Source organism: Comamonas sp. 4034 (genome assembly GCF_050434545.1).
Lineage (GTDB): Bacteria > Pseudomonadota > Gammaproteobacteria > Burkholderiales > Burkholderiaceae_C > Comamonas > Comamonas odontotermitis.
This window is the reverse complement of sequence record NZ_JBNDIT010000001.1, coordinates 203,104-216,204: the sequence shown is the minus strand read 5'-3', so window position 1 is coordinate 216,204 and position 13,101 is coordinate 203,104. Positions and strand designations below refer to the sequence as shown.

General features: G+C 58.5%; 10 protein-coding genes. 6 read left to right on the top strand and 4 right to left on the bottom strand.

Annotated elements, in window-relative coordinates:
• Window positions 1-37: 37 nt before the first annotated feature.
• The gene (locus tag ABIE32_RS00960) at window positions 38-1,117 is read right to left on the bottom strand and encodes an acyltransferase family protein (RefSeq protein ID WP_429012946.1); all 1,080 of its coding nucleotides are present in this window, start codon (window positions 1,115-1,117) and stop codon (window positions 38-40) included.
• Window positions 1,118-2,134: 1,017 nt separating this feature from the next.
• Between ABIE32_RS00960 and ABIE32_RS00955 the strand changes: the two genes are divergently transcribed.
• From ABIE32_RS00955 to ABIE32_RS00930, 6 genes are all read left to right on the top strand, one after another.
• Window positions 2,135-3,307, top strand: coding sequence for a diguanylate cyclase (locus tag ABIE32_RS00955; protein WP_429012944.1), 1,173 nt, complete (start codon window positions 2,135-2,137; stop codon window positions 3,305-3,307).
• Between the two features lie 141 nt (window positions 3,308-3,448).
• Window positions 3,449-4,924: a M20 family metallopeptidase gene (locus tag ABIE32_RS00950; RefSeq protein ID WP_429012941.1), complete on the top strand. Its 1,476-nt coding sequence runs from the start codon at window positions 3,449-3,451 to the stop codon at window positions 4,922-4,924.
• Between the two features lie 135 nt (window positions 4,925-5,059).
• The gene (locus tag ABIE32_RS00945; protein ID WP_224150687.1) at window positions 5,060-5,425 is read left to right on the top strand and encodes a Rieske (2Fe-2S) protein; all 366 of its coding nucleotides are present in this window, start codon (window positions 5,060-5,062) and stop codon (window positions 5,423-5,425) included.
• Window positions 5,422-5,823: a YkgJ family cysteine cluster protein gene (locus tag ABIE32_RS00940; RefSeq protein ID WP_224150686.1), complete on the top strand. Its 402-nt coding sequence runs from the start codon at window positions 5,422-5,424 to the stop codon at window positions 5,821-5,823. Before ABIE32_RS00945 ends, ABIE32_RS00940 begins: the two co-directional genes overlap by 4 nt.
• 136 nt (window positions 5,824-5,959) lie before the next feature.
• Entirely contained in the window at window positions 5,960-7,939 is a 1,980-nt protein-coding gene (locus ABIE32_RS00935) for a tetratricopeptide repeat protein (protein ID WP_429012937.1), read from the top strand.
• A gap of 112 nt (window positions 7,940-8,051) precedes the next feature.
• Window positions 8,052-9,620, top strand: coding sequence for a glycosyltransferase (locus ABIE32_RS00930; RefSeq protein WP_429012934.1), 1,569 nt, complete (start codon window positions 8,052-8,054; stop codon window positions 9,618-9,620).
• Between the two features lie 66 nt (window positions 9,621-9,686).
• On the opposite strand, the gene ABIE32_RS00925 is transcribed toward ABIE32_RS00930, so the two are convergent.
• Genes ABIE32_RS00925 through ABIE32_RS00915 form a run of 3 tightly spaced genes read right to left on the bottom strand, consistent with a single transcriptional unit; the run spans window position 9,687 to window position 13,100 of the window.
• Window positions 9,687-10,994 carry a hypothetical protein gene (locus ABIE32_RS00925; RefSeq protein WP_429012932.1) on the bottom strand — a complete coding sequence of 436 codons (1,308 nt, stop codon included), beginning with the start codon at window positions 10,992-10,994 and terminating at the stop codon, window positions 9,687-9,689.
• Window positions 10,991-12,166: a glycosyltransferase family 4 protein gene (locus ABIE32_RS00920; RefSeq protein ID WP_429012929.1), complete on the bottom strand. Its 1,176-nt coding sequence runs from the start codon at window positions 12,164-12,166 to the stop codon at window positions 10,991-10,993. Before ABIE32_RS00920 ends, ABIE32_RS00925 begins: the two co-directional genes overlap by 4 nt.
• Before the next feature lie 19 nt (window positions 12,167-12,185).
• Window positions 12,186-13,100 carry a GDP-mannose 4,6-dehydratase gene (locus ABIE32_RS00915; protein WP_429012927.1) on the bottom strand — a complete coding sequence of 305 codons (915 nt, stop codon included), beginning with the start codon at window positions 13,098-13,100 and terminating at the stop codon, window positions 12,186-12,188.
• Window position 13,101: the final 1 nt, after the last annotated feature.

The following is a 13,101-nucleotide window of genomic DNA, read 5'->3' as shown; positions in this document are numbered from 1 at the left end:
TCGTAGAGGGCGGGAGGACCTTCTTAGATAAGACAGGTCATTGAGAAGATGGCGTGAGCAATCGGCTGATCCTGTTACGGAAAAACATATAGGCGGGATGTTCCACCCAATGATAGTAGGCAGCGGATGCCAGTAGCAAAATTAATATGGTCGCAACTGAGATAACGGTGCGAAAATGATTGTCAAAATTACCCAGTGGTAATAATGAAAGCATGACGCCGAAAGCCAGGATATGCAGTAAATAGATGGAGTAAGAATAATCGCCCAATATTGCTAGCGCCCGAGCAATTTTATTTTGTGGAGGTGGTAGTTTCAAGGCCATGCCTACGATCGCTAACGCGGCCCCACCTATGAGCACTGCCCGCTCGGGCCAATAGTAAAGATTTGCCAAGCCATATGGATGATTTGCAAAGCGGGGTGCTGAATATATGGTCAATGAAATTAGCAATATTGCGATGAATCCCCATGTTTTCCATGATGGGCAGGAAGTTTTTTTGACATAGCCGTAAAGAAAGTGGCCCATAAAAAACTCGGCCACTATGGGTGCAATATAAAACATCTGAATCCAATTGGGATTGGAGTAAATATCTGCAGTAGAGCGATCTATGAATAAATACAAATTGATTAGAATTAAAGCGGTGAAAAGCAGCCCTAAAAAGGGAGTGCGATGCTGCTTCTGAAGCAATAGGCTGATCGTTATTATGATATAAAAATATAGCTCGAACATTAAGGACCAGATCGCAATATTGATAAGGCCTGATAGCTCTGTGAAGTAGAGGAAGAAAGAGGCCTTTAGATCAATTTCGGGGCCAAGCTGATGTGTTATTTTAAAAAAGATAACATACAGTAACATGGCGGGCCACCATCCTGTATAAATTCGAGAGAACCGAATAAGAAAAAAAGCACCTGCAGCGCGTGGCTGAGCGGGGGTATTTCTTGTTGAATGCGCCATGATGACGCCGCTGATGACAAAGAAAATATCAACGCCCGCATATCCCCAATTGATAAAAAGGTCTACCCAAGGTGCTGAACCAGAAAACATTCCTGCCATTGATCCATGAAAGATAGCAACCCAAATGGCTGCTATGAAACGAAGTATTTGTATATATTCAATCATTTATTGTTTTCAAATATTTCGAAAGATCTATTTGAGATGGGACGTTTTTCAAATTACCATCAAGGTTCAATAATTTAATTGCTTCTGCTTGTTTTATTATTTTTTCTTAGGGGCACGGCGAGTTATCAGTGTTCCAACAGGTGGAGCGCCAGAATGAGAGGAATTCTTGATAATAAAATTATTGGTATTGTTTGGGTTTTGACCCCTGGCTTCAAGTATTTCGCTATTAAATGAGCGTCGAGAGTCCAGGGTCTGAACGGACACCATTCTATCCATTCCATCTGACCTGTCTGATGTTTTAATAGCCAGCTGTAAATACGCATCGACCCTGCGAATGCCTCAGCGGGTATTCTCATATGCAGTGCCTGGTTCGGGCGTCAGCGGTTGTTGAAGTGGTTCCCCCCCCCGAGCAGACCGTTCTGCTTGGGGACTGCATGGCTTGCCGAACCGGGCGATCAGTGCCTGCTCGACCATCCTGGGTTTCTCGCAGCGCGACAAATGTTTCAGTTGTGGCAGTCAGTCACCAGAGCCGTGGTTGTTCAGTCATCGCGGCGGACCTTGATCCGTCACACCCGGTGGCCCAGTGCTGATTCGGAGCCATGGCCACTGAAAGCGGTGATTGGTGGGGCTGCTAAGAGCTGCTAGCACAACCCTTGATACGTCGTGCTTCGTTGGGGGCGCCCAGCCGGGGGCGCTCAGCCTCGTTGTACGTCTGTACTGCCTGCGGCTTTGCCTAGCGCGGTCCGGCCTAGCGCGGCTCGGCCTGACGCGGCCCGGCACCTCGTTTCAACCGCAAATCTACGATTTGCTGGGTGGTGTTGGCGGCTACCATCCCGCAGATCCGGTGTCGCGGCGCGAGGAGATCGTCAACACATTGAAAGCAGCCTGTCCCTGCGCTTGAAGACCGACGCAGTGGTAAATTTTCTATAGTTATAATTTATTAATTATTAAAATTATTTATCCTTGTTTATGGAGCGGGGCTTGGTAGGCATTGCGCTGATGTGGATGATGGTTGGAATGACCGCCTTGTCGGCGGTTACCTCTATTGTCGTGCTGGGGCGCAAGGGCTGGCGCAAGGGCCTGGGGGCAGTGGCGCTGGCCATGTTGCTGGTGGGTTTGCTGGCCGCCGTGCAGATGCTGTCGCTAGCGGCCGCACGGTGGAGCGGCCTGCTGACCAGTTGCTTGTTCAGTGCCATGCTGGGGTGCCTCGTCATGGCGTTGCACCAGTTTCGCCAACTCGACTCCGATTGGCGCTGGCTCTTGCTGGCGCCTGCCGCTGTCTTGCTGCTTGGCAGCCTGACGCTGGGTGCGGAACTGGCGCCTGTGCTGCTCTATGCCATGCATGCAGTGTTTGCCATTCAACTGGGCTGGCTGGCGCTGGAGTTGTGGCGCATGCGGGCTTTGCGCCTGGGCACTGGTTACCGCATGCTGTATGTGGCGCTGGGGGTTTTCCTGGCTGGCGTGCTTTATCTGCAATGCGGGCCTGGCCAAGGCCTGCCGCAGGAGGTGGCGCCCATGGAGCAGCCTCTGCTGTGGTACTGGGCGCGCACGGCGCTGAACGTGGTGGTGATTCTGTTGCTGACCCTGGGCTTCATGCGCATGGTGCAGGATCGGCGGGAAGCCCGAAGCCGCCGTGCTGCGCTGCGGGATCCTCTCACCCGTATGCTCAACCGCCGTGCGCTGGTGAGGGCGCTGGAGCATTGCATCAAGGATGCTGGCCGCCAGGCCCATCCTCTGGCGTTGCTGCTGATCGATGTGGACCATTTCAAGCGGGTGAATGACACGCATGGTCATATCTCCGGCGACAAGGTGCTGCGCCATGTCAGCCGCGTGCTGGCCAGCAATGTGCGCTCGGATGTGTATCTCGGGCGCTTCGGTGGGGAAGAGTTCGTGATCGTCTGCCCCGGCACAGGCATGGAGGAGGCGCAGATTCTTGCTGAGCGGCTGATTCTGGCCGTGCGCTCATCGAGCGTGCTCATCAAAGGCCATGCGCTGCAGGTGACGGTCAGCATTGGCGGTTTTGCAGGCGCCGTGGGAGCACATACTCCATGGGAGACACTGCTGGAGGCGGCGGACAGTGCCATGTACCGTGCCAAGGCGTCTGGGCGCAATTGCGTTGTCATGCACCGCCAGCTGCCGGTGCCGCCCGCGGAAAGCAGTACGCCGCTTTGGCGGGAAAGCCGGGCTTGAGTCAGGGCTGGTGACCCCAATCGCCATTTGCTTGCCTCCAAAGCAGGGGTTTGCCGGGGAAAAGCGATCTTTCCGCGCCAGGGCTGGTACCCTTGAGGCCTTCATGCGCCAGCAAGCGCAGCACGATCAGGAGACCACCCCATGAATGCCCGCATTGACGCTTCCAACCTGCAGGCCGATCCCGCGCTCAGCCATATCAGCGAGCAGTGGGACAAGGATATTCTGCGCCAGCTGACCGACTACATCGCCATTCCGGCCAAGTCGCCCGGTTTCGACGGCGAATGGGAAAAGCACGGTTTCCTCGACACCGTGGTGCGCAATGCCGCCACCTGGGTCGAGGCACAGAAGGTGGACGGCCTGAAGCTGGACGTGGTTCGCATTCCAGGCCGCACGCCGGTGCTGTTCTTCGAAGTACCCGCCACACAAGCTGGCAGCCAGCAGACGGTGTTGATGTACGGTCATCTGGACAAGCAGCCGGAGTTTTCGGGCTGGCGCAGCGATCTGGGCCCCTGGACACCAAAGTATGAAGACGGCAAGCTGTACGGCCGAGGTGGCGCCGACGACGGCTATGCCACCTACGCCAGCATTGCTGCGGTGCAGGAGCTCAAGCGCCAGAATGTGCCGCACCCGCGCATTGTCGGCCTGATCGAGACCTGCGAAGAAAGCGGCTCGGGCGATCTGCCAGCCTATATCGACATGCTCAAGCCGCGCCTGGGCGATGTGGGCCTGGTGATCTGCCTGGACAGCGGCGCCGGAAATTACGACCAGTTGTGGCTCACCACCAGCCTGCGCGGCATGGTGGCCGGCACCCTGAAGGTCGAGATCCTGACCGAAGGCGTGCACTCAGGCGATGCATCGGGCGTGGTGCCATCATCGTTCCGCATCATGCGACAGGTACTCGACCGCCTGGAAGACAGCAAGACCGGACGTCTGCTGCCCGAGAGCTTTCATTGCCAGGTACCTGCCGAGCGCCTGGCCCAGGCGCAGGCCACCGCTGCCATTCTGGGCGATGAGCTGTACAAGCGCTTCCCCTGGGCGCACTTCGATTGCAATGGCTCCAGCCTGTTTGCGCTGCCCACCACGACCGACCCCACGCAGGCACTGCTCAAGCGCACCTGGGAGCCCACGCTGTCGGTCACCGGTGCAGAAGGCCTGCCAGCATTGCAGGACGCGGGCAATGTGCTGCGTCCCTACACCGCATTCAAGCTCAGCCTGCGCCTGCCTCCACTGGTGGATGCGGTGCAGTGCATGCAGGAGTTGAAGGGCCTGCTGGAAGACAATGCGCCGTACCAGGCCAAGGTCACCTGGGAAGGTGCCAGCGGTGCCAACGGCTGGAATGCGCCCAGTACCGATGAATGGTTCCTGAATGCGCTCAACCGTTCCAGCCGCTCCTACTTTGGCGCTGACTGCGGTTTCATCGGCCAGGGGGGCTCCATTCCCCTGATGGGCATGCTGAGCGCAGGTTTCCCCAAGGCGCAGATGATGGTGTGCGGGGTGCTCGGACCCAAGAGCAATGCCCACGGACCCAATGAGTTCCTGCATGTGCCGTATGCCAAAAAACTGACGGCCGCAGTGGCGCAGGTGATTGCCAGCATGCCTGCACAGGCGCAGGGCTGAATTTTCTTAAAATAGCGGGCTGGCGCAGGCAGAGTATGCGCAATTTGCTATCTATTTTGAGGCAACATCTCCCGGCGCAGTGTGAACTTGGCCGGGATGTTTTTTGCCATATCAGACCCGCACCTTCTCAACAGCATGAGCGACGCCACGATTCTTTTTGACGCCACCGACCCGATTGGCAGCAGTGCCGATCTGGTGGACAACGGCAAACCAATCCTTTTTCAACTGCCCAATGGCCAGAAGGCCTTTGTCATCCGTTGGCAGGGCAGCTTGCATGGCTGGATCAACGAATGCCAGCACGCCAGCGTCCCTATGGATTTTGATGGCGACGTGCTCGAAAGCGGTCGCCAGTTCATTCTCTGCCCCTACCATGGTGCGATCTACCAGCCCAACACCGGCGCTTGCGTGGGCGGGCCATGCCGTGGCTCGCACCTCGATGCGGTGCCGGTGGAGGAGCGGGATGGACAGATCTGGTTGCAGGCGAATGGGGCGGCGCGATGAAATCTTCCATCCGCGTAGTCGATGTGGACCGGCTGGACACCTGGAGCAAATACAAGCCCGGTATGTGCGATAGCTGCGCGGCCAATTGCTGCACCATGCCGCTGGAAGTGCAACTGCCGGACCTGGTGCGGCTGGAACTGGTGGACCCGTTCGAGGTGGACAATGTCGACCACAAGCTGATAGCCAAGCGCCTGCTCAAGGCCAGGCTGATTGACCACTACAACCCCAAGCACAATATTTTCACCATGGCGCGGCGGGCAGGGGGAGATTGCAATTTTCTGCACCCCACCACGCGCATGTGCACGGTGTATGAAAAACGCCCCGAAACCTGCCGCCTGCATCCCAAGAAGGGACCCAAGCCGGGTTTTTGCGCATACGGTAACAAAAATCTAGGCTAGGACTGTGTTTGCATGCGGGCAGCCTGGACGCAAGGCGCGCGCAGAAGTCCTCTAAAATGGTTTGAAGGCACATGGTGGTGCTGGTCCAAACTGCCCCAGGGCTTGCTCATGGGGCATTTTCTTAGCCGTATCGACGATGCAAAAAACAAAACTGTTCTGGTTTCTGGGAATCGTGGCGAGTCTCCTGGCCGTGGGCGTCATCTATGGGGTCGGGCTCCATAACGGTCTGGTGTTCGATGACAACCGCTTCACCGACGGCACCATCTTTGGCGCCTATGGCAACCTGGCACAGTTGAAAGTACGCATGCTGTCCTATGGCAGCTTTGTGTGGGTGCAGGCCCTGTTCGGAGACAGCTTTGTCGTGCAGCGCGTGGTCAACGTGCTGCTGCACCTGGCAAGCTGCTATGCGATCTGGCTGCTGATGACCGAGTTGTTCAAGCACGTTCGCTTTTCTGAAGAAACCCTGGCAGAACCCGGTTTCGATACCAATCGCCGGATTGCCATCTTTGCGGCGGTGGCCTTGTTTGCGGTGCATCCCATGGCCGTCTATGCCGTGGGCTACCTGGTTCAGCGCAGCATGGTGATGATGACCCTGTTTGCCGCGCTGGCCTGCTGGACCTTTGTCAGGGCGCTTGCCGGCGGAGGCATCAAATGGGCCTTGCTGGCGCTGCTGTTCACTGTATGTGCACTGCTGAGCAAGGAACATGCCGTGGTGTTGCCTGCATTGGCCCTGCCGCTCTACATTTTTGTGAAACGCCCGTCCTGGAAGGTGATTGCCGGCATCGTGATCGCCATTTCCATGGTGATGGGCGTGTTCACCGCAGTCTTGTGGCAGCAGCTGGGGGCGTTTGTGGGTGCCGTGGCGACCGATGACACATCGTGGGCCTATGTGCATCTGCTGGAAAAGCTGTACCCCGGTATCACCTCATCCATCTATCCCCTGAGCCTGATGAACCAGGCGACCCTCTTCTTCAACTACGGTCTGCTGTGGCTGCTGCCCAATGTGCAGTGGATGGCGATTGACCTGCGGCCGGTATATCCACTGAGCTACTCCAGCTGGCCCCATTGGCTGGGGGCGGTAGGCTATCTGGCCTTGCTGATCGGCAGTCTGTGCCTGCTGCTGCGCCGCCGTGATGGCTGGGGCCTGGTGGGTCTGGTGCTGCTGAGCACGGTGATTCTGTTCAGCACCGAATTCGTCACCGCCTGGCTGCAGGATCCATTTGTGCTGTACCGCAGCTACATCTGGGCGATGTTGCTGCCCGCCCTGCTTGCGCTAGTGCTGCTGCACCTTCCGCGCAAGGCCATGGTGGCCGTGGCATGCGTTGTGGGCATCGGCTTGACGGGCCTGGCGGTGGAGCGCAATCTCACCTTCAAGAACGCCTATACCGCCTGGACGGATGCGGCCCAGAAAGTGGATATGCAGGCACCTTTCAATGCCTTCGGGCGCTGGCGTCCGTTCAACAACCGGGGCGCCTATCTGCTGGAGAACCTGAACTACGAACAGTCTCTGCAGGATTTCGAGAAGGCCATTGCACTCAAAGAGCCGCTGGGCTCTGCGCAGTTCAACCGCGGCATGGCGCTGGAGCTGCTCAAGCGCTATCCGGAAGCGCTCCAGGCATTTGCCGAAGCCGAGAAACAGGGCTTTCAGAACGCCGCATTGGCCTACCACCAGGCAACGGCCTACAAACAGACGCAGCAACTGGAGCAAGCCTATCAAAGCTATGCCAAGGCGCTCACCTGGCAGCCTGAGCCTGCGCTGGTTCCCCAGATATGGCTGGAGCAAGCCGAGGTCGCCATTCCCACCGGGCACTATGACGCCGCCATTGCGAACTACCAGCAATTGCTCAAGAGCGCACCAGACAACACTCGCTTCGAAATTGGCCTGGGGATTGCCTTGATCGGCAAAAAGGACTTTGCGGCCGCCATGCAGATCTTCGATGCCTCTCTGGCACGGCGTCCCAACCCTCCTGCCTTCTATGGCAAGGCGCTGGCGTACCGGGAGCAGGGCGATGCCGCCAAGGCATACGCCGCCATGCAACGCGCCAGTGAGATGGACCCCGCCAATCCGGTCTACAGGAGTCTGCTCGCCCAGATGAAGGCAAAGGCTGGCCAATAACATGCTGCACCGATGGTTGCCAGGAAAAGACCGCGAAACTCATCAAAAGAACGGACAGTCGCCGCTCCGGGTGCTGCATGTAGGCAAGTATTACCCGCCTTATCGCGGAGGAATGGAGTCCTTCCTGGCAGACTTGATCGAGCAGCAGCGGGCTTGCGGTATCGATGCGCGGGCAGTGGTGCACGGCGATCCGCTGCCTGATGATCCTGAGTGGCTGATTCGTGTTCCGGTGCAGGTGACGCTTGTTTTCGCACCCATCGCACTGGGCTTTCCGTTTGCGTTGTGGAAGGCTATTCAGCGTTTCAAGCCCGATGTTCTGCATTTGCATATGCCTAACAACGCAGCGTTCTGGCCACTGATCATTCCAAGCGCACGCCGCATTCCCTGGGTGGTGCATTGGCACTCGGATGTTCTGGTTTCGGAGTGGGATACGGTGCTGAAGGCCTGTTATCAGCTCTACAAACCGTTTGAAACCAAGCTGCTGCAGCACAGCGAAGCCATTCTGGCCACATCGCCGCCCTACATGGCTGCGAGCGCGCCGCTGCAGCGCTGGCTGTACAAGACCGTGGCGATACCGTTGGGGCTCAAGCCGCTCGATACCGAGACACTCCAACAGGCGGAGGAAGAAGACGTTTCAGAATGGGGCGATGCCCAACTGCGCATTCTCTCCGTGGGGCGTCTGACGTACTACAAAGGCTTCGATACGCTGATATCCGCCGTCGCCGGGTTTGCAGAGGTACAGCTTCTGATTGCCGGTGAAGGAGAGCAGCGCAAGGATCTGGAGGCCCTGATCGAGCGCGAGCGGTCTCACCACGGCTGCGCCAATGTCAAGCTGCTTGGACAGGTGAGCGAAGCGAGGAAGTACGCATTGTTCAACTCCTGCGATATTTTTGCGCTGGCGTCGCGGGAGCGCACCGAAGCCTTCGGGCTGGTGCTGATCGAAGCCATGCAGCACGGCAAGCCCTGCATCGCCTCGGACCTGGATGGCTCGGGCATGTCATGGGTGGTGGGGCAATCTGGAACCGGGCAGTGCTATGCGCCTGATCAGGTGCAGGCATGGAGGGAGGCCATCCGCCAGGCTTTGGAAGCCAAGGCGCAATTGGCGCATCGCGGCCAGGTTGCGCAGCGCGCTGCAGATGCGCAGTTCACCATTGCACAATGCGAGGCACGCATTCGCGAGATCTACCAAAGCTTCTCTCCGATTGCCGCCATTCCAGATATCGAAAAGGCGGCTTCGTCGCAACTGTTGGTTGCCGTCTTGCACGATCTTCGCGATATCGACTTGCTGGTGCAGTGGCGGAACGCATCGCCGAGTCAACAACTGGTATGTGTGGACGCCACGAGCGACCCGGAGGCTTCCTCCAGGCTCCAGCAAGCCTCGATTACCACCCTTGCGCTCGCAGATCTGGGATGGGAGGACGTGCTGGCGGTGGTTCAACGCCTTGTCAGCGAGCAGGGCTACATGGCCTTGACCATCCTGCCTGCGCACCGTGTCCTGGATCAGGGTGGTATCGCAGAAGACCGCAAGCCCAATTGGTGGCAGCGTTTGCTGGGCGGCCTGGGCATTCAGTACCACCGTCTGGGCCGGGACCCATGGGTACTGCGTGACGCGGCCACCTCGGATTGGGCACTGGCTGCGCACGGTGTCCTTGGCGCGTGGGTGTGGAGCTTCAAAAAATAGAGCAGATGGCGCATGCTGGTATTGGGAATACAAGCATTTCACCAATAGCCCCATGGAGCGGCACGATCAACAGCCCAGCAATTGCGGCGGGCGGACCACGGCCAGAATGCTGGCCACCATGCCCACCCCCAGCAACGCATAGGTGGCGGCCCTGGGCCAGGTCTTGGTGGCGCTGGAGATGCCAACGGCGGTCACGATGGCGGCAAAGAAGATGCCATAGTTCAGTACGCGCAAAAACCAGTTGGTATCCAGCAGCCACCAGGAAGCGGCAATGCTCAGCAGTGCAAGCGTGGTGAAAGCAATCAGTACCCAGATCAACAAACGACCCATGACCGGATCGAAGCGCTGGGTACGCAGCCCTTCGACCAGGCCGTAGATTCCAACCACAAAGAAAATGGCGAACATCACATTGCCAAGCTGGAAGGCCAGGAAGCGCAACATGGATCCGCCGTAAGGCAGCCATGCTTGTGTGGGTAGCAAATAGGCTTGTATCGCCAGTGCGGTAAAAACCAGGCACAGCAGTCCCAGGCCAGTTGCAGTGCGCCTGCGTTCCAGGCTCGCGGCCACGGCTTCGCTCCAGCTGGGTCGCCAGTGCCATCTGCGCTGTACCCACATGAGCGCCATACCCGTGAACAATGGCAACACCACGAGGTAAGGGCCGGCCCGCAGCAGGCGCTTCATCTGAACGTGCTCCAGGTCAGTCAGCATGGCTGCATAAGGTCCGTGTGGCCATACATAAACGCCCATGCTCGCAACGACTACCAGCAGCAGGCTGAAATGGCGCCATGTCAATGGGCGCTTTTCCAAAAAATCGGCAATCACCAGCATGCCGCATAAAAAGACCAGGATGGCGTGGCTCAGGATGTGCGTCACCGCAATGCAGGGCACGATCAAAAAAAACGCCCAGCCGCCTTGGCGGTGCAACCACAGCCAGGCGCAGATCACGCCCAGGAACACCAGCATCTGCCCCCATTGCTGTGGGCGGGACTCCATCAGCGGTGCCCAAAAATAGCTGGACAATGCCAGCCCTGCCAGAATGACGCCAGAGCCCGCCAACGCCAGCTTGCGATAGCCCCACAGCAACAAAAGCATGGAAACAAACACACCGCCAACACCCACCACGGATATGGAGTGGGCATGGCTGAACTGCAGTTGTTCGGAGAGCGTGCGAACCGTATGGATGAATGCGGGGCCTGAAACTGGCCAGCGCACGCCTGCGTCGAGTTGGTGGGCAATGGAGATCCAGTTGCCCTCATCGTTGTGGCAGATGGGGTAGCTGCCCGAGCTTCGCAGTACCCAGGCCAGCAGTGCAAATACCAAAGCAGCAGCACCGCTGCCATACCAGCTTTGGTAGTTGCGTGAGCCCAGGCTCATGCCAGTTGCCTGTAGACCGCCACGGTTTCTTCCACGCAGCGATCCCACGACAGGCCGGATGCACGGGCCAGCCCCTTGACCTTGGCTTCGGCTTGCCATGCCTCGTTGCTGAGACACTCCTCCAAAGCCTGCGCCATGTCTTCCACGTCCAAAGGATTCACCAACCTGGCGGCACCTCCCGCGACCTCGGGCATACACGAGGTATTGGAAGTCAGCACTGGCGTGCCACTGGCCATGGCTTCGACGATCGGCAGGCCAAAGCCTTCGTAGAGTGATGGGTAGGCCATGAGCCGTGCACCGGCATACAGCGCGGGAAGCCAGCGCTGGTCGACGAACGATACATAGCGCAGCCAGCCTTCGGCTTGTGCCTTTGCCATGCGGGCGTGGATGGCTTCCGAGTTCCAGCCCTTGCCACCGGCTATGACCAGAGGCCACTCGCGGCGCATCTCTTGCGGCAGCAGTTCGTAAGCCTGGATCAGCCGCTCCACATTCTTGCGAGGCTCCACGGTACCCACAAACAGGCAGTATTGCCCCGCACGCAGGCCCAGGGCCTGCATGGCTGGCTCCAGCATCTGTGGGGTGTGGGGGCGGAACGCTGCGTCTGCCGCTTCCAGGATGGCGGTAATGCGATCTGGCGGCATCAGCCGGCGCTCGATCATTTCCTGGCGCACCGCCTCGGACACGGTGATCACATGGCTGGTGCGTGCCAGGCTGGGGCCCAGGGTCAGGTTCAGGTACTCCACCCGCGCGCGTGGGTGGAACTGGGGGTACAGGATGTGCGACAGGTCATGCACGGTGCTGACCGTTTGTCCATCGAATGGCGGAACGATGTAATTGGGTGCGTGGTAAATCGACTGTCGGTTACCACGCAGCCGCCAGCCAAAGTACATGGGCGTCAATGCGCAGTAAATACGCACGGCCAGGGGGCTGGTTGCCAAGCGGGTGCGCAGGGTTGCGCGCTCGCGCGGAGCGTGGACTGGTTTCGCGCCTTCAGATGGAGGGCTGTCCAGCGCGGCCAAGGGGTCCTCCAGCCATTGCCCCATCGAGAAATAGCGCAGCCGCGCCACCTCCTCATGCCGGGCAAGCCGTCTGGCCACTTCATAGGTGTAACGACCGATGCCGGTGAGCGGCGCTCGCAAGGCATCGGCAGCAAGAATGACATCCAGCTTCATTGCAATCGTCCGAGGTGGGTCAAGAAAGCATCCATTGCAACGTCTGCTCAAGCGGAATCAGGGTTCGCGCACCGACCAATGACTCCAGCCGTGAGGTGTCGGCGCACAAGGTCTTGACCTCATTGGCGCGTACAAAGGCCGGGTTGACCTGCACTTCCATCTGGTGACTCGTCAATCGCGCACAGGTATCCAGAACATCCTGCAGCGAATGCAGGGCTTGAGAGCCCACATTGACGACCGTTCCTGTCACCTGCTTTTCTGCAAGCATTCGGTAGGCCCGAACCACGTCCCGCACGTCCGAGAAATCGCGCCATACCTGCAGGTTCCCAAGTTCAATCTGCGATGCCCTCCGGCGGAAATGGCTGACGATCTTGGGAATCAGGAAATCGGCGGATTGACCCACGCCCGTGTAGTTGAACGGTCGGGTCACTACCAGCGGCAATTTGTCCATCCACAGGCTGGCCATCATCTCCATGGCGGCCTTGCTGACGGCATAGTCATTGGCGGGGTGTATGGGGGTAGACTCAGCCAACTGGCCTTCTGCCGCATTGCCATACACATTGGCGCTGCTGGCCAACAGCACGCTCTGCGGTGCAATTGGCAAGCCCGCCAGGGCTTGAAGCAAATTGCGCGAGCCGCCCACATTCACCTGGTAGAAATCTGCTGGCGAGCCATGGCCGACAAAAGCAATGGCAGCCAGATGAAAAACGGCATGTGGCGCGGCTTGGTGAACGGCGGCCTGCAGCGTTGCATAGTCGTTCAGATCGGCCTGCACATAGTAGTCCGGCCCCGCTTGCGACTCGCTCTTGGGCGTTTGCCCCAGGCCCCACACCTCCCAGCCATGCTGCTGCAGTTCCTGTGTGAGGTAATGGCCGGTAAAGCCACTTGTCCCGGTAATCAGCGCCCGCTTGGCGCTATTGCCATGCTGGTCCATG